Raw genomic sequence first — 24,959 nt, 5'->3', positions numbered from 1 at the left:
ATGCTTTTTTTTTTTACTTACTTAAGGCATCATGTAATTTTTTCGTATCCACATATTGCTGAAAACCAATCACTTTCCCGCCTTTAAGTGTCCAAAAATGCGCTACTTGGGCGTCATAATTTCCCCCATTTTTGTATTTGGCATCATAGCGTAAGGTGGCCAACACCTTATCATTGAACATCTCGTGCAACTCGATATCCTTCAAGTTAAAATATTCATGTTCCTCACCAATGCGCGCAAAAACACCATTCAATACCGCTTCCGGTCCTTTGTACGGATTGCCATCTGCATACACATTGCCTTCGGCTTCATTCCAAATGATATTTGGATCCATGATACCTAGGACTGTAGGGATATCACCTACGGCAAAGGCCTTATAGAGTGAATCTATTACAGCCCTATTTTGGGTGACATTTTTTAAATCATCTTTATGTGTTTTCATTAAATTCTTTCTGTTTAACTTGTTAAGTTACTAACTAACTTTTCCAAAGTTTTAAACTTTGGAAAAGTTAGTTAGTAAGGTTTATGTTCTTCCAATTCGATTTCAATTAAGAATTCCGGCATGGAAATATCCGTAGGCTATAGGTCTCGATCAGTAGTATTCTGGTTTTTCTGATTTCATAGGGATCGTTTATTTTTTGATTTTGGAAAAATCAATGACGGACTAAGGTCTGGCTTTCAGTGATAAAGCAGATTAAAATTTAACCTTTATATTTATGAAATGAAAGGCATAAAGGACGAGGCCACTCCTTTTTTGTCCGATTGCATCAATTTATTTTCTTTTGATCAATTGGTCACCCTTCTCTGTTCTTCCTGGGAGCCTACATTTCTGTCTCTGGTACCTTTGATCTTGCTGTTTCCAAACTTGTAGGTGTAGGTAGCCATAAATACTCTTTTTTCAAACTTTAACCTGCCCGAAAATTCTAAATCAGCACCATCAAATGATCTCCACCTGAGTTGACTGGTTTCGAGTATATCGTTGCAGGATAACCTCAACACTCCTGCCTTTTGGAATTCTTTTTGGATTCCCAGGTTGAGAAAGCCCCGCGAAAGTACCTTGTAATATCCCATGATACTGGGAGACATATAATACCCCATCAACTCAATCGTGTATTTTTTGGGAAGTGTAAAAGTATTTGTGAGCACTACCTGAATACCTTTCTGATCAACATCATAAGCCTCTCCATTCAGTTCTGAATTGACTTTCTGATAATTTGCCGTGAAGTTGTTTTGGGTTTCCCACCAAGAAGTCAATTGCAAGGGGAAAGCGACAATCATGGATACCGTCTGCCTTTGGTCGATATTTTCTGTTTTAAGGAATACGGTGTTGGTATCTTCATTTAGGGTAGGTTGAAATTGTGCAATTACATCTTTATCCATGCTATGCTGCACCGAGAAAATCCAACTTTTGTAGGAATAATCTGTTTTGAGGGTGTTGGTATAGGTAGGGAGGATGTTTTCATTTCCGGCGAAAAAGGTAAAAGGGTCAGAAAAAAACACGAAAGGTGCCATTTCGTTGAAAGTAGGGCGGGTAATCCTGCGTCCATAGGATACCTGTACCAGGTTGTCATCATTTATTTTTCTGGATAAAAATGCCGTTGGAAAGTAATCCCCGTAATGCCTGTCAACGATTTTTTCTCCTGAAACGGTCGTCAGGTTGGTTTTGGTGTTCTCGTACCTTAACCCGGCATTTAAGGTAGTTTTTTCATCAAATTCAATTTTTGCTGTGGAAAAAGCTGCCAGAATATCTTCATTGAGAAGGCCATCGCTGCTGAAATTGGGATTAATTATCCAATCTGAACCAAGTTTTTCTTCGAAAGTAACTGTATTGGTGAATTTTGAAAAAGTGCCCCGGACACCTGATTCTACGGCTACTGATTCCCCGATTTTCATGGAGTGGTTAAGATCTGTCACCCAAAGCTCAATTGGGGTATCTTTGGTTATTCTGAATTCCTCTGATCCGATCAAATCATTGGATTCATCATAATTGATAATGGTATACCCGGACGGGTTGGAATTTTTGTAGGTCAGGTAATCTACATTGGTACTGATGACCTGACCATTTTGGAATGTATGCTGAAGATTGATATTGCCCATGATATGACTCCATTTATTAACTTCTACCGTTGTCATTCTAAAAAGGGTATCCGGGGAGATGGAATAATTGGATTTTGTGACATTGGGTGCGGTCATATCCCAACGGTTAGTATAGCCACTGACCAAGCCACTGAAGATGGTGTTTGTACTTAATTTGTAGTCAAATCCTGCCTGATAATTGATAGACTTTCTAGTGGAAAACCTATCGGTGTTTGTATCAATACCAATGTCTTCAAATCCGTTATTGTTGCCTCTAAATTGTTCCCATTCCTGAACCTGATCTACATAAGCCGTGGACAAAAGACCAAACCAACTGAATTTTGGCCCTTGATGGTTGAGATTGAAGCTCATATTGCCATTATAGCCTGATCCATAGCCTTGTCCGATGGTCAGAGAGCCATTGGTGCCAATCATATCATTGTCCTTTTTCATCACGATATTGATAAATCCGGCATCACCATCCGCATCATAGTTGGCAGGTGGGACGGTGATGATTTCAATCTTTTCAACATCACTCGAATTCAGCCCTGCCAGCATCTGATATGCAGCATCTAGGGGCATTCTGAACCGTTGGCCATTCATCAGGATAACCACGCCGTTTTTCCCTAAGACAGAAAGCGAATTACCTTGTCTGTTTACCATTACACCGGGAGACCTGTCCAATACATCGATGACCGATAAGCCGGAAGCGGAAATGCTGTTCGCCACGTTGACCACCATTTTTCCCTGTTCCAACTCAAATAGTGGCCGGGTGGCAGTTACGGTCACTTCATCCAGGTTCTGGTCCTCCTCTTTCAATAGGATAGCCGCCAACTCATTTTTTTCAGTCCCCAAGAAAGGGAACAGAGCGGAATAACTTTTGGCATATCCCATGATCGTTACTTCTATAAAGTATTGCCCCTTAGGAATATCCGAAAAAATATAGTTTCCGTTTGCGTCGGAAATAGCCCCTTTTATCAGGGAGGAATCCGGTTCGTTCCTGAGCAATATACTGGCATAGGAAATTCCTTTTGACTGGTAATCAAGTACTTTTCCCTGGATTATTCCTTGGGAAAAAACGCCAGAAGCCAATAAAAAAAACAGTATGGTAATTAATGGGGCCTTCATTAGGTTATAATAAAATTTTTAGTGGGGTACGTTTTTTCAGCGTTAACTCTTCAAGACAAGCCAAAAAATACCTCTTAATCGGGATAGGGGAGATAAATCTCCTTGGCGATCGTAGATCACCGAAGGAAATATGACATTTCGGAGTGGTTGATTTACTCAATTAGCTGGTGGATTCAACTTAAAACCCTGCGTTTCTAGAATATTGAGCATGTCATACCAGTATCTCATAAAAGTAATTTTACCATTTTCCATACGGGAGGCAGAGTGGTATGGAACCTCAATTATTTTCCCACTTGCCTTGTTTGTAAGCGTGTTTATCCCCCATGACAGGATCCATTCGCCCTCATTCCAGTTATTGGTAACCTTGACCGGCAGATAAAGCTCTTGCGAAAGGCTGTGCGTGTAGGTATTGGTGCTTTCAGTGTAATATGCTTTGTGCTGAGCTACAGTTAGGGAGTCCAAGCCTCCGCCCAAACCATAAATCATGGCTCCTGCTTCGAATTGGGCGTTCATCGTGGCCACGTCCCCTTCTTGAAGTGCTTGTGCGTAGGTTTGGGCTACTTCCAACGCTTTTGTGGCATTTTGAAATTCCAACCTTGCTTCCTGTGCCATTGAAACAAGTGTCGTCAGCAACAGCAAGAATACAGATGCCAAAATTGTTTTGAAATTTTTCATTAGGATTGTATTTGATTATTTAGAAAAGGAGAGTTTTATCTAGTGTCATGTCAACGCTTGAATGATGGTTAAGGCGGTAGTGGGGTTTGAGTTAGGTCAAGACACAAAAAACGAGCATAGAAATATCTATTTGAGGCTTTTTGTAATGCTGAGATGGCTTAAAAGAAGCACTGGATTAACTGTAGGTTTACGCTTTACATGACACTGGTAGACTTGAAAGTAAATAGATTATCATTGATAGGAAAGTAGGCCAGGACGAAAGGATGTGTTTACTGTCCGGAGTCCATGGAGTTCTTTTCCGAGCAGGATTTGAAGCATGGGCCCTAAGCCCCATTTAGAAAAATAAACATCCAAACACCAAAAAGCGGGGGAAAAATAAGGCCGCTTCGTCTGTCAAATATCAGGGAGAACTTTACATATTTTGCAGCATCCAATTGTATGCCCCCGCCAAAAGCATTTTTGCCGCAGATGTTTGTGCCATCAGACAGTCAAATTTGGGAATTCACCGAATCTTCAATTTCAGCCTTGGATTTATGGAATCTGCAAAACGCGCATTTGCCTCCATTCCTATCCTCATTTACGTCCAACCATTGGCTGCATCAAAAAACTTATGGATTTAACATTCTATTTTAAGTAAAATTTTATAAACAGTAGTTATAATAATTTTATATTCTGTTTTATAAACAATATTCTAACCTGAGTTCGACTGAATTTTGTTAAAAATCCGTCATTCCGAGGCAGGGGGTTGAGCGGTGAAAGCCGTGGGAATCTCTGGCCAAACGAGACTGCCACACCCTTTCCCAGCGCCTATACCCACGACAAAGGGTTCGCAGTGACGATTCAATTGGTTTTTATTGACGATCTTAATTCGAACTCAGGTTACTACCTATCTATTTTAAAAAATTCAATTTAGGACGAAAGGTATTTAAAACTGTATTAATTACCTTAATTTTTTTCCCGATGATTATTTTTAATTGTAAAGAAAAAAGTTGTTCCCTCACCGACTTTGGAATCCACCCAGATCGTTCCTCCGTGCAGTTCCACAATTTTCTTACTGACTGAAAGCCCTATTCCGTTGCTGTCTTTGTTGGGGTTCAGGGACTTAAATATTTTAAAAATTTGCTCATACTGGTCCTCTGGAATTCCCATACCATTGTCTCTGACCTGGAAATTAACTGTCTGCGGATCGCTTTTCTGACAGGAAATCAATATTTCCGGAGGGGAGCCGTCCCTGTATTTAATGGCATTGCTGATCAGGTTAGTGACCAATCGCTTGAAAAGAATTGGATACACCTGGATCTCGTCTACCTGTAGATTCACCTGGATGCTACCATCCAATTCTTTCAAATCGCTGTCAAACTGCCGGGTAATTTCATTCATCAAGCTGGGCAGATTGACAAGTTCTAAATCCTCCTGGGACCTGCCGGTTCTGGAATATTCCAGCAGATTATCAATCATTCTGTTCAATTCTCCTGCAGAGGAAAAAATGATATCAAAATAATGGTCTCTTTTCTTTAAATCTAATGCTTCTCCCTTTTTCCTGATTAGATCCAGGAGGCCCCGGATGTTTCGAACAGGAGTCTTCAGGTCATGAGAGGCCACATACGCAAATTCCTCCAATGCCGTGTTGACTTCTTCCAATTTATAGTTTTGCTCTTTTATTTTTAAGTTCAGCTTATGGATCTCCTCAAATTGATCCTTTTGGTGGGTGACATCTGTCTGAATAGAAAAAAATCCGATAAATTGTTTTTCGTAATCATACATGGGTTCGGCCTGGATCCGGACTACATATTTGTTTCCAAATTTGGAATAATTGATCAATTCCACATCAAATGGCTGTGTTTTTTTGATGGCATCGGACATGATTCTGATGGTTTCGGAATCACTTTCCTCGCCCTGTAGTAACCGCCCCGGGATCATTCCCATTGTTTCGGCGGCCTCAAATCCTGTCATGGTTTCGAAGGCCTGGTTGGCAAAGGTAATCCGGCCAGCTGGATCGGTGATCAGGACGGCATTGCTTGTCTGCTCGGCAATAAGGGCCAATTTGTATTTTTCAATATCATCAAGCATCCTTTGGTGAATATCACGGGTGGTGACCAGGATTCTTGATTTTTCGGGATTAGTGTGATTCAGTTGTTTTAAGTTGGATTCCATCCACCTGAAATTTCCTTTTGCAGTTTTGAATTTAAAATGAATCAAACCGGGATCTTTGTGCTTGCTGAGGTCGGTAATGGCTTTTTGCCAGCGCTCCTGGTGAATGGGGCCTGCTACCTGTTGGAGAAAGTTAAGTTCATACATTTTCTCAAGGCTATAACCGGTGATGTCAAAGCCGGATGGAGAGCAATATTCTACCTTTCCCTCAGGTGAAATAATGGTTACCAGATCCCTGAGGTTGTTGGTGATGAGTTCGAAAATTTCATTTTGGTTGTGGTGTTGCTGCTTTAATGCTGCCAGGCTTTGATCAGAAATTTCCAGCGCCCTTTCCATGCGGTTGCTTTGGGAAATATCCACAAACACCAATACAACCCCCTGAATTTCCTTTTTAGGAGTTTTGAATGGTGATATTTTAAGCAAATATTCTTTTTCATTATTGTCTTTCACCTGAACCTGAAAGGGGACCAGGCTGGTAAAGACTTCTTCGATCCGGTCAAGGAAATCTTCCAACTGTACTTTTCCCCTAAAGTGACTGATGTTTCGGCCAATATCATGGGGCATAAGGTTCATGATTTTTTTGATTTCCGGCGTGAATTTGCGGATATTCAGATGGGAGTCCAGAAAAAGCAAGGCAATCTCCGTACTTTGGATCAGGTTGTTGAGATCATTGTTCGAATCAGAGAGTTCCAGGTTTTTTTGCTGGTATTCCGCATTCACTGTGTAGAGTTCTTCATTGACGGATTCCAATTCTTCATTGGAGCTTTGGAGCTCCTCGTTTGCCGCCTGTAGTTCTTCATTGCTGGATTCCAGTTCCTCTATTGTGGTTTGTAGCGTTTCCCTATTGATGCGCAGTTCCCGTTCCAGAATAGCAATTTTCTCCATAGATGCCGTACCCATGTCTATTTTTGCGGTTTCAGATTGGGGTTTAGCAGTGTTTTCCGGCTCGAACGTGATAAATAGATGCACACTGTTATCTATAAGGTTTGTTCTATGAACCGTGACTTTGAGAGATGCCTGATCTTTGAAATATTCACCAATGACCTTGGTAGGAGCTACATTATTCAGGGTAATGGGCTTGCCGGATTGAATTACTTTATTGGCTACCACTTCCAGGGGTACGGCAAGCGATTCAGGAAGCATTTTCATTACGTTGGAGCTGATTTCACCAGCGGGAAGCCGCAACCATCGGTTGGCATTTCCAGTGGTGTGGAGCAGATTAAAATATTCATCCGTCACAATGGAATCCGGTACATAAGCCTGAATAAGGGCATTTTGGATTTCATTCATCAATTTATTCCTCCCGGAGGATGGTCCATTCCCAAAAGTACTCCCTTGTTGGCCCTGGCTATATGCGGAGGCTGCTTTTGCCTTTGGTGAGCGGATTTGCTGGATGAACTTCTTGTTTTCCCGGTTAATGAAAATCTTGTTTTTTTTATCAAATTCAATGAAATCTTCGCCGGATTTACCCAATGATTCACTGGATCCCAAAAACAAAAAACCCTGGCTTTTCAAGGCATATTGGAAGATGGAAAAAAGTTGCTGCTGTATGGTATCGTTGAGGTAAATCAGGAAATTCCTGCAACAGATCAGGTCGATTTTATTAAAAGGAGGATCTTGAATAACATTGTGAGCTGAAAATACGATCATCTCCCGGATTTCTTTTGAAATAGTGTAACCAGACCGATGGGGGATGAAATAGGTGCTGAGGTATTCAGGGGGTATTTCTGCACCGATATTTTCAGGGAAAATTCGATTGGCAGCCAGTTTAATGGCTTCTTTATCCAAATCAGTCGCAAAGATACTTACATCATACTGCAAGCGGTGCATGCGGAGGTAATCTTTAATCAGAATGGCTATGGAGTAGGCTTCCTCTCCAGTGGAACAGGCAGTCACCCAAATCCGGATGGTTTTGTTGTCTTTATTGGCTTCAATCAACTGGGGAACAACCTGGTTTTTTAGGGCTTCAAAAGCTTCAGCATCTCTAAAAAACCGCGTCACCCCAATCAATAGCTCCTTAGACAATAAATGGGCTTCAGAAGGATTATTTGCCAAATAATCAAGGTAGTCTTCCATAGCTGAAAAACCTAAAAGGCTCATTCTCCGGCCAATTCTTCTGGACACGGTAGTATATTTGTATCCTGTAAAATCCACATGGATCTGATCCAAAACACTTTTCAAAATTTCTGAAATCACATTCTTGCTATTGCTGGATTCCAGTTTTTTGCCGTTCAATTCAATCCTGTTTATAAAATAGGCTTCCAATTCCTGGTGCATTTGCTCCACGTTGCAGACTTTGTCCACGGCTCCCGTGTTGATGGCATTTTTGGGCATGCCATCAAACCTCGCTGTTTCGGGCTGCTGTGTCAATACAAGACCTCCATTTTCCTTGACATGCTTGATTCCCTCTGATCCATCACTTCCCGTACCGGAAAGCACAATGGCACAGGAATTTTCATGTTGGTGCACTGCCAGAGAATAAAAAAAACTACTGATTGGAAAGCTCAGCCTTCGGTCTTCTTTTTCGCTTAAGGAAAATTTCCCATCCAGCAGCTCTATAAATTTTTTGGGTGGGTTGAGGTAGATTGTCCCTGTTTCTACCGGCATTTGGTGTTCGATGATTTTGATGGGTAAATCCGTATGCCTCGCGAGCAATTCATCCATTAAGCTCTTGTGGTTTGGGGCCAGGTGCTGTATCAAAACATAGGCAAAGGATGAATCGGTTTTGGCATTTTCAAAAAAAATTTCCAAAGGCTCTAAACCTCCTGCTGAAGCTCCGATGGCGACAATAGGGAAATCAACTTTCATTTTCAGGTGGAATTTTTAGATAATAGAATTATACAGTAGCTGGGCGATTTTTATAAAGTTACACAATAAAAGTTGACATCTCCATAATTGTGCTTTTCCTTCCTTCCCTGTTTTGGATTTAGGCTTGTGAGCTCCCTTTTGGATTTTTATTTTTTGGTATGGAGAAATAAAAAGTGGATCCCTCCCCGGGGAAGGAGTCCAGCCAAATTTTTCCTCCCCAGGATTCTATATGTTTTTTGGCAATGGACAGGCCAATGCCCGTGCCTGAATATTTTTCCCTGTTATGCAATCGCTGGAAGATAATGAAGATTTTCTCAAATAATTTAGGGTCTATGCCTATTCCATTGTCTTTGATCCCTATTTTCCAAAAATCATCCAATTCCTCTGCGGAGAGTTCAATTTGAGGATTGCGATCTTCAAATGAATATTTGATGGCATTGTCCAATAAACAATGCAATGTCTGTGTAAGGGGTACTTTATAAGAATGTAAAACAGGAAGCTTACCTGAGTTTAATTTGACGGATTTCTCTGTAATGATCCTTTTTCTTAAAAGTCCGTAGTCGGTTATTATTTTGTTCAGGTCTACTTTTTCTAAAGTCTCCATCAATTTTCCAGCCCTGGAATATTCCAAAAGATCCAATATGATCTGCCTCATTCGGCTGGCTCCATCAGTGGCAAAGTGAATGTATTGATGTCCCTTTTCATCCAGTCGATCACCATATTTTCGTTTCAATTGATCCATGAAACTGGAAATCATTCTTAAAGGCTCTTGCAAATCGTGGGATGCGATAAAGGCAAATTGTTCCAGTTGTTCATTGGTGAGCTCAAGTTGGTGGGCATACTCCTTCAAGGATTTGTTGAGTTCAACAAGTTGTTGTTCAAAATGTTTGCGCTCCGAAATATCGGTCATGGCACCCACCATTCGAATGGCTTTTCCCTGTTCGTTTCTGATCACTATCCCCCTGTCGATAACATCTGCATAGGTTCCGTCACTTTTTTTATAACGGTACTCTGAGGACCAATTGTATTGAGTGGGTTTGTCGAGTATCTCATCTTTACTTTTTATGACACCTTCCTTGTCATGCGGATGAATGTGTTTTGTCCAGGAATCGAGTGGAGCAGTGGAATTGTAAATTCGGTATCCGAATAACTTTTCGAAACCACCGCCCCAATACAATGTTCGGTATTGAATGTCCCAGTCCCAAATCGCATCATTGGTGGCTTCTGTTACTTTTTCAAAGCGTTCATTGGCTTCCTGCAGTCGGATATCAGCTTCTTTCCTCAAGGTTACATCTTTGAAATAAATGGATAATCCCTCTTTTGAGGGATAGGCAGCTACCTCAAACCATTTCTTCAATGTAGGATAGTATTCTTCAAAGTTGACGGTTTCCCCTGTTTCCATTGCCCGCTGATATTGCCGGTAAAAGTCGGAATCTATGGCATCCGCATAGGCCTCCCATAAATTTTTTCCGAGGATATCCTTTCTTTTGCGTCCAAGGAAGTTTTCAGCTTCTTTATTCCAATAAGTCACTATCCAATCTTTGTTTACACTGAAAAAGGCATCTCCAATGCTCTCAAGGATGTTGTTTTTTTCCTGGTAGGCCTTTTCAAGTTTTACTGCAGCCTGTTTACGCTCATCAATGTTCTTGAAATAGGCGGAAAGACCATCCCCGGACGGGTAGGCATTCACTTCATACCATTTGCCGTCTCCAGGGAAAAGGTATTCAAAGGATTCCGGTTTTCCTGTGGCCACTACCCGGTGGTAAATTTTATCCAGGGGAGTGTTTATGGCTGCAGGGAAAACCTGCCAAATATTTTTCCCGACCACATCCAAGGCTTGTTTTTGCAGCAGATTTTCCGCTTCCCGGTTGAAATAGGTGAATTTCCAATCACCATCTACTGCATAAAAGGCATCCGAAATACTTCCCAAAATCTCTTGAATTTGAAATTCCAGCGATTTGGAGGAATGGATATCCTGATAACTGCCATATATTTTGACACATTTCCCCTGAACAAATTCGCACTTGCCTATGGCCCGTATCCATTTTTCTTTTCCTCTAGCAGTGATGATGAGCAGTTCCTCGTCAAAGCCCTTACCTTCCTTTATCAGGAGGTCCACTGCTTGTTGTATGCGCAGTTTGCTTTTTTCAGTATAAAATTCAAATCCACCGGTTAGGGATGGGGGGTGATTTTCATCCACCTCGAGGATTTGCATGGTCATTGGTGACCAATACATTGCGTCTCCTTCCTGATTGATCAGGTCCAATTCCCAACTGCCTATCCGGGCCATTTCGGTAGCCTGTTCCAGAAGTTCTTCGTTTTTTGCCTCCTGGCTAATATCAAGTATCAGGGAGTTAAAAATGACGGATCCATCAGCTAAAAAATAAGGTGAGCCAAAACCTAAATGAGATTTAACTTCTCCTTCAGGCATAACGTATCGCCACTTAGCCGTCCACTTGGTTTTTGTTTTTACAGCGTCCATGATGCTTTCCTGCACCTCCTCGAAATTACCTCCGGCTTTGATTTGATTCCATACCAATGCGTTATTTTCTATGACTGCCTCCGGACTAAAACCCCAAAGCGGCCGGGATCCTTTTGACACATATTTCAGGGCGTCTGTTCCATCGGGGTACAGGTGGTACTGGAATACCACACCGGGTAAATTATCAGCAAGTGACTGCAGCCGCAATTCAGTGTCTTTTCGTTGGTGAATATCCTGAAAGCTCCCATAAATCCGATGGCATTTACCATTGATCATCTCCGCATTCCCTATCACCCTTACCCATCTTTCCTGCTGTTTGGCTGTCACCATAATGGCTTCAAAATCAAAGGGAATACCTTCGGATATGCATAGCTCCACTTTTTCATTTACTATCCCTAGATAATCCTCCCTGTAAAAATTGATAGCTTTTTCCAGGTCTGGAACAAATGTTTCCCGATCTGTCTCGTGAAGCGCGTATACCATATCTGACCAAAACAGCTTATTTCCTGTAAAATCGATTTCCCAACTGCCGATTCTGGCCAGTTTTGAAGTTTGTCGGTTTAACTCCTGGAGTTTATTTCGTTCGGTAATATCCTCGCATATGGCTACGGTACTGATGGGTTTGCCCAATTCGTCCCTGATGAATGCCACATGATTGCGGACCCAAATAACTGTACCGTCTTTCTTAATATAGCGCTTTTCATTTCTGTATTCCTCTTCTCCCCGGGCTGCCCTGCTGAATAATTCCCAATCTTTTTCTCTGTCATCGGGATGGGTCAGCTCTAAAAAACTCATCTGGAGGAGTTCCTCAGTTTGATAACCCGTTACGGACTCATAATAAGAGTTGACCAGAACTATTTGGCCATTTGAAGGGTCAACTTGTGCAATTCCCAAAGAGGCAATTTCAAAAATGGTCCTGAACCTGCCCTCACTTTCCCGCACTGCCTCTTCGGCCAATTTGCGTTCCGTGATGTTTTGGGTTAGAATGGCGATGTCTTCACCCATAGGTACAATCACAAGCCGCAACCATATTGGTTTTGCAATAATTTCCCCTACATAGACTTCTTCCAATATCCTGGATTCACCTGTATTGGCAACATGGATAAAGGACTTTAATAGTGGAGTGTTCTGGTGTGAAGGAAGTAGGTCTAAAAGCTTCCTGCCTATCACGTCATTCGGATCCGTTTCGTTGATATTGGCTATTGCCTGGTTTTCAAAAACCCAGGTAAAATCAATTATATCACCTTTGTTGTTGCGTAGAGGATGTAATATGGTAAATCCGTCTGGAGAGATTTCCTGAGTAATTCTAAAACGTTTCTCGCTTTCACTCAGTTTTCTACCGGTCTCGATTAGCCGCAACTCCAATTCTTTTTGATTGGTGATATCTTGTACCGTACCCTCAAATGCTTTGGGTTTTCCCTTTTCATCCTGCTCCAACCGGCCGAGTTCATGGACCCAACGGATCGTCCCATCGGGCAACAGGATCCGATGGACAAAATCGTAGTCCTTTTCACCATTGAATGAGGAGCGTTGCAATTCTTTGAATTTTTCCCGATCATCGGGATGGATGGTTTGGAAAAATTTATCTACATCCGGCTCAAAATCCTCTTTTTTTCGTCCCCATATTCTATATACTTCATCCGACCAAATAAGCTTATTGGTATCCGCTTCCGAGTACCAGTATCCCAATTTGGCGATGCTTGAAACCGCTTTCAATTTCTGTTCAGCTTCCTTTAGCTGTTTGAACTGCTTTTCCTCCTCAGTCACATCCCTGCATACCACCATCATGCTTGTTTTGCCCAAATAATCCACTTTGTGGCCGTTGATATCCATACGGATAAGTTCACCGTTCTTTTTTTTATGGGTGAAAATCCCGAAATAAACATTGCCCTCCTGCTTATCGATACCTGAATGAGCGGAAATCAATTTTGGAACGTCCTGACTGGGGCGAAGCTCTTTTAAGGTGAGTTGTAAAAATTCCTTCTCTGTATAGCCATAATGATGTATTGCGGCTTGATTTACATCCAGGATTTGAAATGTTTCCAAATCATAAACCCATGAAGGTATTGGGTTGAAGTTAAAAAAAGTGCTGTAGTCGGGTTTGGGCTTGTTCATTTTGCATTGATTTCCAGGAAGTCCAAAAGCTGTCATTAATGGTTTTGATAAAAAAGGGCATTCTATTTCATAAAAAGCATGGATACAGGTAAAAGTATAAATAAAAACAGGGCATAAATGGATAAGGTAATGATGGTAAATATACCCATAAACTTAAATAGGGATTTTAGATTTTCAAATCCTGAAGTAAGGGAATGTTCGTCATTTCCCGTAATGCCTAGTTTGATTTGCTTGGAAAACCTGTGCAAATAATTGATGGGAAAATAATAGACGACTGCGATCACTATATAAATTAACCCGATTCCTCCCATGTCCAGGTCATTACCTATTACGGGGTTTAAAAAGGAAAATCCTATCAAAACCACCAATGCCATAAGGATGATTAGTCCTATGCCCACATAACCTACTATTGCCAGGAAATTGCCCCATTTACTGGTTTCTAAAAGATAATTTTTCACCTCAACAGGAAAGTGGGACGAATTGGCCGGTTCATTTTCTTCCATATTTTCCATTTTTTCTGATTTTGGTTTGAAGGTTCCTTTTCACCATGCGGTGATAGTACAAGTTTTGGTAAATCCACCAATTGATTTGGGATGCCAAATGTGTAATACCAAAATGAATATAAGTCAAAATGTTGACTGCTCCAATGGATTAGATCCTTAAATCGAATATATTGGCTGAAATTTCTAATTTATATTTGGCAAGGAAGTTTTTTCCCAGGATGGTAGATTTTTTTTAGGTCGTATAGGACTGCGGTTAATTTACTGTCCTGTCAGAATTTGCCTCTAAAGAGATAAATGGCTGCTAGGAAGACCATGTTACTTTTACCTTTAATTTCAAGATGAGGTCTGAGAAAAACAAATCCTTCCTGTCATTCAGCTGTTAATCCGGAACTTTAAGTTTATTGGCTCCAGTCCAGGCGCAAGGAAGAGAATGGATAGTCAGCATGTAATCTGATTTTTTAGATGAACAGACTAAACAATCTCATTTCATAAATGCAAATATGTTGCAAAAAAGAAAAAGACCATTTACATTTGCAATACAGTTTCAAAAAAAACAGCAAACCATGAAAAACAGTTTTATCGGTATTCACCTGGATTTTATCGGATTTTCGGCATCCCTAACTTGTGCGATTCACTGTGCATTTCTCCCTTTCCTCGTCAGTGGGCTTCCTATTGCGGGTATGGGGTTCTTAGATCAGCCCTGGATCGAACACAGCGTTATCATCCTGAGTTTTATCCTTGCGGTTTTTTCCTTATCCCACGGGTACAAAAGGCACCATAATAATCCAATGCCAATTGTCCTGGTAAGTATTGGGTTTCTAATCATTGGCTTTGGCCTTCTCTGGAGCCCAGAGAACCTGGAATCCTTCATTACACCTATTGGCGCAGTGCTGGTAGGAGCAGCTCATTATGTCAACTGGCTAAAAATCAGGAGTTCAGATGTAGACTTTCCCGATTGTGAAAACCAGGCTCATTGAATTTTTTGCTTCCTGTCTGATTTTAAATTGGATCACTATAGCAACCATTTTAGCGGAAACCAGCTTGTTCCTAAAAACCTATCTGTAAAAATACAGTATGCCTGATTTTCCTTTATTGTCAAGTTAGCGCTTGAATGATGAACAGGCTATTAGTAGGCATACAAGTAAATGGGGTATTATTGATAAGGAATAATCTGTTTTCACTTGCTGCGCCAATGCATAGTAAATACCTGAAAATGAAGCGTAAGTAAGGTAAAATGGTTGCCAGGATAGGAAAAGATTTTCATAGGTTTAACCCATTTTCAATATTATCCTTCAAATGGCTGATAAATCGTGCCATGGGTGCACCGTCAATCACATCATGGTCCATAAGGACGGACACATGTAAGATTTCTCGAATTGCTATTTTATCATCAATGACAGAAGGCTTTTTCATTATTGAACCTATACCCAAACAAATAGGATGTATGGATATTGGAATAAACCAACCATTCACTTTTCCCATCATTCCTATGGAGGTAAAAGCTACATTTCCCATTTTTTTATAAGCCAATGGAGGATTTTTCAAAAGAAATTTCCAAAAGTACCTTCTCAGGAAACCTGGAAGTATAAAATAAAGCTTCTCCAATTGTTTGGCTTTTTGATGAAGCACAATATCATTTTCCGAAAAAGCGGTATTTTTCGCCTCCATCAATTGTGCGCTTATCCCTTCTAAGCTGACTTCATTTGCTCCTTCAATGATTAGTGGAATGGGTACTTTGATTCCTTTTATATCTTTTTCTACAATGATGGAAACGTTAATTTTTTCAAAAATCATTAATTTGTTTTTACCTAGCAAAAATGCACTGGCAGTTTGGTGTTTATTTATTGTACAAGCGATTACACTAATCAGCCAGGCATTAATGGATATTTTGGTGCCCCGGGAATTGTGATAATTTTCAATTTTTTGCTTGCTTTCTGTTACATCAAGTTCGATTAAGGCTGTGACGTAATGTTTTTGCTTTCCAATCTCGCAAATATCAATACTGGCTATTCTGTAATCAGGGAATTTCTGAATTTTGGGATTTTCCATAAATGGGGCTTAAATTTACGGTGACAAACAACTGTAATTTAAACGGTTGAGGTGTTTGTTGGGTAAATTTATTTGGCTTTTTTATTCCTGAACACCCAACTTACTTTCCAGCGAACCAGAAACAAGCTTATAAAAAAAATATTTTTGGGATAAGCGAGATGAAAAGCGGACTTTCGTACCATATGATCAGGCTATCAGTAAGAAAAAGAACCTTTAGCGGATTCCTTCCCTTTCCTTTTTTTTCTTTTACCTGACCAAATGATAAAGCCGGTGATTGGAAGAGAGGCCGCAATCAAAGCCGCTAAAAAAACCAGCATCCTACCTGGAAGCCCCCAAATACTTCCAAAATGAATATCGTAAATCATGCCGTTTATTCTCTGAAAAGCACTTTTTTCCGTGGATAGCCCATTTAGAAAATGGCCTTCTATTCGTTCTCCGTTATACTGGTCGTGGTAATAATGATTGATAGCGTTTATTCCTTTTTTTGGCTCAATTACGGAGAGGTGGATGGGGTCATCTTTTTCATGAGGTATACTGATCCTTACCTCAGATTCGGAAAAGGTTTTATGGTAGTCGGCTATCAGTCGATTCAAAACGTCATCGTTTACAGCTAATTGCCCGGAATCGGGAAGTTCTGAATGAGGGCTTTCCCAGTTCATTTTATTTTCGCCACTTAGCTCCTTTATCGTTTCTTTTACGGCACTGAAACCCCAATAAATACCGGTAATAAGCGCAAAAATCAGTATCCAGGTGGCATAAAATCCAAGTATAGTATGCAGGTCACGATTCTTTCTTTTGGAGGAACCGTACCAGTTGATGCGGAAATTACTTTTACCGGGCCAACCCCTGATTGGCCACCAGATCACCAGGCCGGAAATGAGCAAAGGTAGCGCCAATAAAGTCACCCAATGCACGATTTCTCTTCCTACATTACCCAATAGCAAATTCCTGTGAAGTTTTTTTATAATATTGAGCCAGCCCTTATTCATGTCTTGTAAATGAATAAGTTCTGCGGTATAGGGGTTGAGTTGTGCCAGGTAATAGGTGCCGGGAGCATACAATAATACTTCAATACTGCTTTCCGGGTCCCGGTATAGGGCTGTTCGAAAATCTCCTTCGGGAAAGTTTTTTTGCAAGGTATTTCTTACTTGAGAAATAGAAACAAAGGGACTGTCCTTTGCATCCACGCCTTGCTTGTAGGCAATACGGCTCAGCTCTGGTTCCCAAGTGTATAATGCGCCGGATAAGGAGATGATAGTAAACAACAGCCCGATACCTAGCCCAAGGTAAAGGTGGATTTTGGTCAGGAACTTTCGAAAGGACATGTACTTAAATGGTATTCGTTTAATGGCAAATCAAGGGTCAACGTATAGCCATCCCTAATTCTACTTCAAATTACCGACAGCCGGTGCGATCAGTCAATGGGCGTCAATACGATATTCCGGTAGCTGACCTTTCCATGATCTCCCTGTAAAAATATGGGCCCCGCTGCAAGTACATCGGCACTCATGGCTCCACCGGTGGGTCCCCAGGCGGGCTCATTATCTATAATTTTTTTACCGTTTAACACCACCGTTACGTGACGATCAACCAGGGTGATGTCCATGGATTGCCATTCGCCTGCAGGTTTTTCTGCAGCCATGCTGGGTGTAATGCGACTGTACAACGCACCCATATTGTGTGAATCAAGCGGTTTTCCATAGGAATCAACCACCTGGATTTCATAAATACCCCTTAGATAGACCCCGCTGTTATTTCCTTCTGGTACGTTTACTTCCAGGGTAAGATTGAAGTCTTTGAATTCCTGCTGGGTACGAATGTTTCCATAGGATATGTGTGTTCCACTTTCTGGTTGTACGGGATCATTTACCATTGTGCCATTTTTTACTGCAAAACCATTTTTTTGGTTGGGATTCATTAATTCCCAACCGCTCATGTCCTTGCCGTTAAATAATGCAATGGGTTGTCCGAAAGTGACTTTAGACAGGTCTGGTTTTTCAGGCATGGGAGGCATCCTGCTACCGGTGAAATTTGACTGGTATTCACCATTTCTTCCCGGTCCTGTCATCGTTCCTTTCAGGGACTCTCCGGTTTTCTTAATTCGGAGCGTATGGGTAAGGGTATGGCTTCTTTCCTCACTTTTACGTGAGGTGCTGGTTCTTGTGACTACCAGTGTATTATCGTCAGCCAGGTAAACATTCGCCACAGGCAAAACACTCCCTCCAATCCACAAAAGTTCGGCATCGAGATACCCCTTATCTTCGTTGACATGCAACCAACCAACACCTCCGCCTTCGATTTCAAGACCCCACATGCCAATAAAGGGGTTATCTAGCTGGTGGTTGTTAGAAAAGGCGTTTCCAAAGCTGCAAAGTAGGATACACAGCGATAAGATGGGGCAGATAGGATGTTTCATTGTCTTATAAATGAGTAGTTTCTTTTGTTTTGCTCCCAAGCCAGGGATGAAAAACGAATGTACTAATAATTTTAAATTAATGCCTCATTTTTCCTAGCTATCCCATGTTTGTTAGTAGTCTTCTTTTGGCATTAATTGAATCAAATAGATTTTATATTGTCAAAATTTGCTGTAGCTTTATCAAATTACGCCTGAAAAACACCTATAAAATAGAATGAGTATGAATATATTTGTTGCCAGTCTTCCTTTTGAAATTGATGATTCCGAGTTGAAGGGTTTTTTTGAACCCTTTGGTGAAGTACGCTCCACAAAAGTGATAGTAGACAATGCCACCGGCAGAAGCAGGGGCTTCGGCTTTGTAGACATGTCAGACGAAGGAATGGCAAAAGCGGCGATAGCCCAACTGGATGGAGCTGATGTTGATGGACGTACAATAGTCGTAAAAGAATAAGAAAAGCAATAATACATTTGTTTAGGCCAATGTTTTGCCTTGCTGATTGGAATATGCAGGCTTGATCTTTTTTATTTTTCCTTTCATTTCTTCTGACTGGCTTCCAACAGGCCTGCTTGCTTTTTTTACCGTTCTCCTATTTTTTGTTTGGCTATTATACCCGTTCCGGTTGACTTGTCCTATTTGGGATGTAGGTGCTGGATATCCTGTGTCAAGGGTTAAATTCCCCGAATGAATAAGCTGGATTTACAATAGCCTTTTGTATCTTTCTGCTTCAAAAGCTCAAAAAAACTAAATCAATGAAAAATTCAAGAAATTCGTATCTGACAGCTACACTTACCATTTTGCTGATTTTTTCGGCATTTTACCAATCCCGGGCCCAGATTCAGGCCCCGGCTCCTAGCCCAGCCAGTTTTGTGTCTCAGCATGTGGGTTTTACAAAAATCAGCATAGACTATTCTTCCCCCGGGGTAAAGGGGAGGACAGTATTTGGAGAACTTGTTCCTTTTGGTGTGCCCTGGAGAGCGGGTGCAAATGCGCCTACAACCATAGAATTCAGCACGGCAGTTAGCATAGGAGGAAAAACGCTAAGTCCGGGAAAGTATTCTGTGTTTATTACGCCAGAACAGTCTGGTGACTGGACCATTCACTTCAATAGTAAAGGAAATGCCATCTATGCATACATGCAGGGTGAAAATGTAGATGCTGCCGCCCTGGCAAAGGATGATGCGGTTGCAATCAAAGTAAGCCCTGAAATGATGGAAGACACTCAGGAAAGACTTTCTTATGCCATATCGGCAGCAGATAATAAGGTGGCCAGAGTGATTTTTTCATGGGAAAAGACAAGACTATCATTCATGGTAGATACACAAGTGGACCAGAAAATGGAGACCTTCGAGGCAGCATTTCAATAGGAAGCCCAAAAGTAAATCTCCATCTTTTTTGTACAGTAAAGTATCCATTAATTTTGACCCGGGCATTGCGAAGGCTGTCTCCAGATGTAGCTGGAATCAGGGCTCCTGGAATAATCTTGTCATCACCCGGGTCAATTTTCCACTTGCCTGATTGGTGGTGGCCCTATAGCTGCCGTCCTGTTCGAACAAATCCTGGTAGCTGTAGTGCCCAGACATAAAGGACAATCCCTAAACCAAATCGGCCCGACTGCGAATTCAGCGGCACAGGTATTGAAAGCCTGGTTTTGCACAGGTATAATGGTCAACCAACTAAAAGGAAATGGGACAGCTGGTTAATTGTGGGAAGGTATTAAGCCAAGGGGTTTAGTTGCCAAACCGTTTCTCAAATTTCCGGATGCTTTCATCGGTTCCGGCCACAATGATGTAATCTTCCTCTTCAAACGAAAACGTATTGGGGTCGATGGTTGAAAATTTTTGACCCTCTCTGATTACAGCGAGAATTGTGCAGCCCATTTCAGTCCTTACGTTGTTTTTGGATATGGTAGTTCCCGATAGCTTGCCCGCGGGTAATTGTACCAGGTTAATTTGTTTTTCAACAGCTAGTGAAGTCTCGTCCTCGAATATATTGGAGGCGAGCATCCGGCCACTCACCGTTGCGAGAGACTGAACATAATCGGCACCGGCACCGTACAATTTTTTAACATTTTCCATATTATTGGCCCGTACGATAATGTGGACCTTGCTATTCATGTTCCTTGCCAGCAGGGCAGCAAAAAGTGCCATCGTATCGTCCTGAATGGTGATAATCAATGCAGATGCATCGTCAATTCCAGCCGCTCGAAGTGTTTCCGCTTTCCGGATATCCCCAACAATATCTACTCCTTCTTTTTCACGAATATCAATCACTGTTATAGCTACACTTTTCGTTTTAAGGAGGCTAAATGCAGCTTTTCCTGACACACCGTATCCCAATATTAGCACTTTATTTTGTGAGAAGTGTCGAATTTTGGCTTCCGCTTTCCTATTGAGCCGGGAAAGTTCATCTCTGTCTCCGGCAACAAGTAGACGGATTTTTGCTTTCAAAACCAGGTCAGTCGACACCGGACTTTGAAATTCGCCATTTTGCCATGCCCCGATAATATTTAGATGGTATTTTTCTAGTAAATTTGCTTCCTCAATAGATTTATTGCAGAGTTCACTTCCTTCCTGTATATCAATTTCAATTAATTCTACGCCCGTATCAATCTCTACACTGTTGTTGATGGAAATCGCCGGAACTTGGGCAGCCAGGCTTTTTCCAATCAGCTGTCTGGGAGAAATGGTGGTATCCGTTCCAGCGAGTTTATGGTAGGTTTCCATTTCTTCATCTTCAAGTACGGCAATGGTTTTTACCGTTTTATTGATGTTTCTGATCGAAAAAACAATACTAATATTCTTGTCTGTAGTCGAATTGAGTACAACAGCTTTTGCCAGTTTTATTCCTGCGGCCTTCAGAGTAGCTTCGGATTCAGGATTGCCCTTTAATACCTTTAGCCCCGCAAGCAAAAGCTCTTTCGCCTTTTTCTCTGCTGCCTCAATAATTACATAATCCTGATTTCGGGAAGTTAGCTCCTTTACCAGTACTTCGGCATGCGTGGAATACGAGCAAATAATTATGTGGTCTTTTTTACTCACTTTGGTTGGGGGAGATTTCTCGATGGCATCTTTCAAAAACGGCAGAAAAAAAACAGGAAAGGCCACAAATACAAATACAACCCCGGTGAGGTTCATGATGAGGACGAAGAAATTCATGAAGTCACTTTCCCAGGGAGAAAAACCTCCATAACCACTGGTCGTAAGGGACTCTACGACAACCTGTAAGCCCTGAGGAAACGTGATTTCCCGGTATTCAAAAAATTCCATGGACCAGACAAAAATCTTTGCATAAATGACTATTATTCCGGTCACAACGAGAACCGCAAATAGAATTCTTTTTTTCAGGTTGTTTTGCATAAGTGGTCGATTTGAAGCCCAAGTTATTTAAAAAAAGTTCCTCAGAAAAGGCGTTGGAAGAAACGAAGGGAGGTTAGTGATGGTACTTGGGCAATAATTTTTCTATTGTGCCCAAACTCGGGTAGCTCCGAAATCTTCACTAGGATTTCTATACATGAAACCCTTAAGTCTCGCATATGGAGTAGTCTGGTCCATTCCTGGATATTTCTTTTCTCCTGGTTCCATAGCAATCATTCGCCATCTTGGCAGCGCAAAAGCCTGGCACGGAATGATATAGTACGTATTTTTGGTGTATTCCTGATGTATTCCGTTTAACTTCCAACTTATTTTTCTCCAATAAACCCTTGTCCATCCGAAAAAGTTGCCTAGTTTGCACAGTAGCATTGGTAGGTCAAACAATGTAACCCAGTACACAACTTACTAGTCTACTGACAATAATTATTTACCTATAAATAAGGTATAAAGGGTTAAATATTAGTACCTTTAGTTAAGCAATTTCTAAAGTTTTTCTGAGAATCATTTCTTTGGTCACTGTGCCAAACAAAAACATGGCTAGTAATATAAAACGATTTTCAATAAAATATTATTTTTTTATTGCTAACAGATTTGATAAAACCAATCATTGGGGGTTTTTCACCATATTCATTTAATCTGCTTTCAGATTGGAAATTACAACACCAACTTCGCTTTTTTCAAACGCTTGAATTATTTTGAGAAAAAGCCATATTGTCAGTGATTTAGGAGATTTAATGTGCTTGCTCAGTAGAAGCACCATCCGGTCGATCCTGTCTCTGGCCCGTATACTTTCCTCCTCCTCTTCCAGGGACCACAGGCGTTTTGCCGAATTCCAGGATTGCTGACGTGCCTTTCGCATGCTAAAGTTTATAAGTTTTTCGTCTTTGTTTTTACCCATAAGGTCTAACATAAACATCAAGGGAGAAACCCGGCCAAGGCGTTCCTGCAACTCATTTGTGATTTGATATAGAATGTCGTTCACTTTATTAAAATCATTTTCAATATCGTGTATATCCTGACCATGCATTACCGTGGAGGCTGCCAGGGCAAGGTCCAGGTTGATGTGGGCATTCATCCCCAGCAGAATGTGTTGGACAATTGTAAGCGGCCTGTCCACCTGATCGAAGGCATAGGCCCAGGAGGCACTTACCTTTTCGTTGTTTTTATACCCCTTGTAAGCATCCAGATATAAACAGGCAAATGCAACATCAAGCCTTTCCATTCGCCTATTGTCCTCAAAATGATTCAGGGCAATTTCTGATGCGATCTCAAAAGTAGTGCGTCTGTAGATGTAAGCAAACAAGCCTATCCTGCTATTGGTTCTGATACTTTCGGTTATGATATTGTCAAGCTCCTCCAGGACATCCTGTATGGTGGTAATTTCGTCCATGATAATTCAAATGTTTATATGTTGTTTCATGAAGCCATTGGCTGTTCTCCAAGCTGCCTGCAGTCAAGCGGGTTAAATATTTAGCTATCTCAACTGGTTTATCCGAAACAAACAGCACGGGACGATGGCTTCATCTGATGGATAACTTTCAATTTCCTATGGGGTGAACTGGGTAAGGACAACATACTTTTCCGATCCTCTAAACGAACGGATAGGGTTTCGATTCGAGAGGATTAAAACGATTCAAAACTATCCTTTTTTACCCTCCCATTCCCATCAACTGAATAACCATCCGGTGGGCCGTCCTTCCAGGTGATTTGGGGCAGCATATCCCGCAAGACATTGCGGTGTGCTTCAATGACCTGGGTATGGGTTTTTTTATAAGCAATGTTTTCCCATTCATCCGGGTCATTTTCGTGATCGTAGAGTTCTTCCAGATTGATCTCCGGATAGTAGATGTAGCGGTACCTCATGCTTCTTACGGCATGCCCGCTAACGGCCTGCTCCTTATTGTTGGGAAACTTGTAGCTGGATATAACCGGTGCTGTCTTGGTTTCCGGGTTTTCCAGTTGAGGTACCAGACTATTTCCATCCAGGTGGGAGGGAGGCTCAAATCCGCTCAGGTCGACCAGAGTCGGATACAGATCCATCAAACTCACCGGCTGCTCGCACCGCATTCCTGCCGAGGCCATGCCTGGAACCGAAATGATTAGCGGCACCCGCGTAGACCGTTCCCAAAGCGTGAATTTTTCAATATTATCCTTCTCTCCCATGTGCATACCATGGTCGGACCATAACACAACTATCGTGTTATCGGCATGTTCGGATTTTTCCAGGGCATCCAGCAGTCTCCCTACCATTGCATCCGAGAAAGTAATGGAGGCGGCATAAGACTGGATTATTTTTTCCCATTGCTTGTTGTCCAGGACCCATTTCATGATCCAACGACGTCCATGATCAAATGCGTCTTCCAAGTCATCCGCTTTTCGTTCTGGGAGGACAATATCCTCCAGGGGATACATGTCAAAATATTTTTGGGGAACTTCCCATGGGTCATGCGGTTTCCACATGCCTGCGGCCAGGAAAAAGGGTTTTTCGTGATTTTGACCAAGTTGGTAACTTACCCAATCTGCTACATGGTAGTCTGCCATTTTTTCATCGGGAACAGGAATCGCTCCCCATGTCCACCACCCGTCTGCCCCGCCTCCGGGACGATTCTCATTGTCAACGTCCTCGGGATAGATGACCTCGTCAGGTGCGCGAATCTGGTAGGGATGGGAAATATAAGGGCTTGGGTAGTAAAAATCCCAGTTGGCAGGTTCTACCTGGCTGGTAGGAGTCCAGGGTGGTGCCTGACTGTGATATATTTTGCCTGCGCCCAGTGTTTTATAGCCGTTTTTTTTGAAAAATTGCTCCAGGGTTGGCACCTCTTTTAATGCATCAAATTCCCTCCATTTTGGCCCATCTCCCCAGTACACGTTTTGCGTTCCGGAACGGGCATGATGTATACCGGTAAGTATCGCTGCCCTTGTTGGCGCACAGGCCGGGGCCGGAGTATGGGCATTGGTAAATACCATGGAGGATGCAGCCAGGCGATCGATATTGGGTGTATGGATTTTCATCCCCGCATGTCCGGATAAAAATCCTGCCCAGTCATTCATGTCATCCACAGCTATGAATAAAATATTTGGTTTCCTTTCTGTGTTTTTTTGTGGAGCCTTGCAGTTATTGAATAGCAGCAGCGATAAGGCTGCAAAAAAGGGTAAGCAGTTTAGATATAGCTTTCTCATGGTT

15 protein-coding genes are annotated in these 24,959 nt (G+C 41.7%); 3 read left to right on the top strand and 12 right to left on the bottom strand.

The features are described 5' to 3' along the window. Nucleotides 1-13: 13 nt before the first annotated feature. The 6 genes from HUJ21_RS14420 to HUJ21_RS14395 form a co-directional block, all read right to left on the bottom strand. On the bottom strand, nt 14-442 hold the full coding sequence (locus HUJ21_RS14420) for a nuclear transport factor 2 family protein (protein ID WP_291370938.1): 429 nt from the start codon (nt 440-442) through the stop codon (nt 14-16). A 344-nt stretch (nt 443-786) separates the two neighbouring features. Then, nucleotides 787-3,204 (bottom strand): TonB-dependent receptor, encoded by a 2,418-nt coding sequence (locus tag HUJ21_RS14415; protein ID WP_291370936.1) that lies wholly within the window; start codon nt 3,202-3,204, stop codon nt 787-789. A gap of 156 nt (nt 3,205-3,360) precedes the next feature. Further along, nucleotides 3,361-3,858: a nuclear transport factor 2 family protein gene (locus HUJ21_RS14410; protein ID WP_291370934.1), complete on the bottom strand. Its 498-nt coding sequence runs from the start codon at nt 3,856-3,858 to the stop codon at nt 3,361-3,363. 966 nt (nt 3,859-4,824) lie between these two features. Beyond that, on the bottom strand, nt 4,825-8,838 hold the full coding sequence (locus HUJ21_RS14405; RefSeq protein WP_291370932.1) for a CheR family methyltransferase: 4,014 nt from the start codon (nt 8,836-8,838) through the stop codon (nt 4,825-4,827). Between the two features lie 118 nt (nt 8,839-8,956). Further along, entirely contained in the window at nt 8,957-13,435 is a 4,479-nt protein-coding gene (locus HUJ21_RS14400) for a PAS domain S-box protein (RefSeq protein WP_291370931.1), read from the bottom strand. 62 nt (nt 13,436-13,497) lie between these two features. Beyond that, entirely contained in the window at nt 13,498-13,947 is a 450-nt protein-coding gene (locus HUJ21_RS14395; protein ID WP_291370929.1) for a DUF5362 family protein, read from the bottom strand. Nucleotides 13,948-14,501: 554 nt separating this feature from the next. Here HUJ21_RS14395 and HUJ21_RS14390 point away from each other — a divergent pair. Beyond that, nucleotides 14,502-14,915: a MerC domain-containing protein gene (locus HUJ21_RS14390; protein WP_291370927.1), complete on the top strand. Its 414-nt coding sequence runs from the start codon at nt 14,502-14,504 to the stop codon at nt 14,913-14,915. 283 nt (nt 14,916-15,198) lie between these two features. Here HUJ21_RS14390 and HUJ21_RS14385 read toward each other — a convergent pair whose 3' ends face one another. The 3 genes from HUJ21_RS14385 to HUJ21_RS14375 form a co-directional block, all read right to left on the bottom strand. Continuing rightward, complete coding sequence (locus HUJ21_RS14385; RefSeq protein ID WP_291370925.1) at nt 15,199-15,987, bottom strand: 2-oxo acid dehydrogenase subunit E2; 789 nt, start codon at nt 15,985-15,987, stop codon at nt 15,199-15,201. 194 nt (nt 15,988-16,181) lie between these two features. Then, entirely contained in the window at nt 16,182-17,312 is a 1,131-nt protein-coding gene (locus HUJ21_RS14380) for a PepSY-associated TM helix domain-containing protein (RefSeq protein ID WP_291370923.1), read from the bottom strand. Between the two features lie 89 nt (nt 17,313-17,401). Beyond that, on the bottom strand, nt 17,402-18,301 hold the full coding sequence (locus tag HUJ21_RS14375) for a DUF1080 domain-containing protein (RefSeq protein WP_291370921.1): 900 nt from the start codon (nt 18,299-18,301) through the stop codon (nt 17,402-17,404). Between the two features lie 322 nt (nt 18,302-18,623). Between HUJ21_RS14375 and HUJ21_RS14370 the strand changes: the two genes are divergently transcribed. Both HUJ21_RS14370 and HUJ21_RS14365 read left to right on the top strand, forming a co-directional pair. After that, complete coding sequence (locus HUJ21_RS14370; RefSeq protein WP_291370919.1) at nt 18,624-18,854, top strand: RNA-binding protein; 231 nt, start codon at nt 18,624-18,626, stop codon at nt 18,852-18,854. 299 nt (nt 18,855-19,153) lie between these two features. After that, complete coding sequence (locus tag HUJ21_RS14365) at nt 19,154-19,768, top strand: DUF2911 domain-containing protein (RefSeq protein ID WP_291370917.1); 615 nt, start codon at nt 19,154-19,156, stop codon at nt 19,766-19,768. 363 nt (nt 19,769-20,131) lie between these two features. On the opposite strand, the gene HUJ21_RS14360 is transcribed toward HUJ21_RS14365, so the two are convergent. The 3 genes from HUJ21_RS14360 to HUJ21_RS14350 form a co-directional block, all read right to left on the bottom strand. Further along, a complete protein-coding gene (locus HUJ21_RS14360; RefSeq protein ID WP_291370915.1) occupies nt 20,132-21,760 on the bottom strand; it encodes an NAD-binding protein in 1,629 nt (542 codons plus the stop codon). Between the two features lie 646 nt (nt 21,761-22,406). Beyond that, nucleotides 22,407-23,165: a DUF5995 family protein gene (locus tag HUJ21_RS14355; protein WP_291370914.1), complete on the bottom strand. Its 759-nt coding sequence runs from the start codon at nt 23,163-23,165 to the stop codon at nt 22,407-22,409. Nucleotides 23,166-23,398: 233 nt separating this feature from the next. Further along, nucleotides 23,399-24,955, bottom strand: a complete 1,557-nt coding sequence (locus HUJ21_RS14350) for a sulfatase (protein WP_291370912.1) — start codon at nt 24,953-24,955, stop codon at nt 23,399-23,401. Nucleotides 24,956-24,959: the final 4 nt, after the last annotated feature.

It is taken from the genome of Cyclobacterium sp., assembly GCF_014762705.1.
Taxonomy (GTDB): domain Bacteria; phylum Bacteroidota; class Bacteroidia; order Cytophagales; family Cyclobacteriaceae; genus Cyclobacterium.
The sequence above is the reverse complement of the archived record's forward strand: the minus strand, read 5'-3'. Positions and strand labels throughout refer to the sequence as shown.

Bases quoted from the DNA above. Each gene is read 5' to 3' on its own strand.
- HUJ21_RS14350 (WP_291370912.1), bottom strand. From the start codon at position 24,955: ATGAGAAAGCTATATCTAAACTGCTTACCCTTTTTTGCAGCCTTATCG.
- HUJ21_RS14355 (WP_291370914.1), bottom strand. From the start codon at position 23,165: ATGGACGAAATTACCACCATACAGGATGTCCTGGAGGAGCTTGACAAT.
- HUJ21_RS14420 (WP_291370938.1), bottom strand. From the start codon at position 442: ATGAAAACACATAAAGATGATTTAAAAAATGTCACCCAAAATAGGGCT.
- HUJ21_RS14405 (WP_291370932.1), bottom strand. From the start codon at position 8,838: ATGAAAGTTGATTTCCCTATTGTCGCCATCGGAGCTTCAGCAGGAGGT.
- HUJ21_RS14390 (WP_291370927.1), top strand. From the start codon at position 14,502: ATGAAAAACAGTTTTATCGGTATTCACCTGGATTTTATCGGATTTTCG.
- HUJ21_RS14370 (WP_291370919.1), top strand. From the start codon at position 18,624: ATGAATATATTTGTTGCCAGTCTTCCTTTTGAAATTGATGATTCCGAG.
- HUJ21_RS14400 (WP_291370931.1), bottom strand. From the start codon at position 13,435: ATGAACAAGCCCAAACCCGACTACAGCACTTTTTTTAACTTCAACCCA.
- HUJ21_RS14385 (WP_291370925.1), bottom strand. From the start codon at position 15,987: ATGGAAAATCCCAAAATTCAGAAATTCCCTGATTACAGAATAGCCAGT.
- HUJ21_RS14395 (WP_291370929.1), bottom strand. From the start codon at position 13,947: ATGGAAAATATGGAAGAAAATGAACCGGCCAATTCGTCCCACTTTCCT.
- HUJ21_RS14415 (WP_291370936.1), bottom strand. From the start codon at position 3,204: ATGAAGGCCCCATTAATTACCATACTGTTTTTTTTATTGGCTTCTGGC.
- HUJ21_RS14360 (WP_291370915.1), bottom strand. From the start codon at position 21,760: ATGCAAAACAACCTGAAAAAAAGAATTCTATTTGCGGTTCTCGTTGTG.
- HUJ21_RS14375 (WP_291370921.1), bottom strand. From the start codon at position 18,301: ATGTGGGGTCTTGAAATCGAAGGCGGAGGTGTTGGTTGGTTGCATGTC.
- HUJ21_RS14365 (WP_291370917.1), top strand. From the start codon at position 19,154: ATGAAAAATTCAAGAAATTCGTATCTGACAGCTACACTTACCATTTTG.
- HUJ21_RS14380 (WP_291370923.1), bottom strand. From the start codon at position 17,312: ATGTCCTTTCGAAAGTTCCTGACCAAAATCCACCTTTACCTTGGGCTA.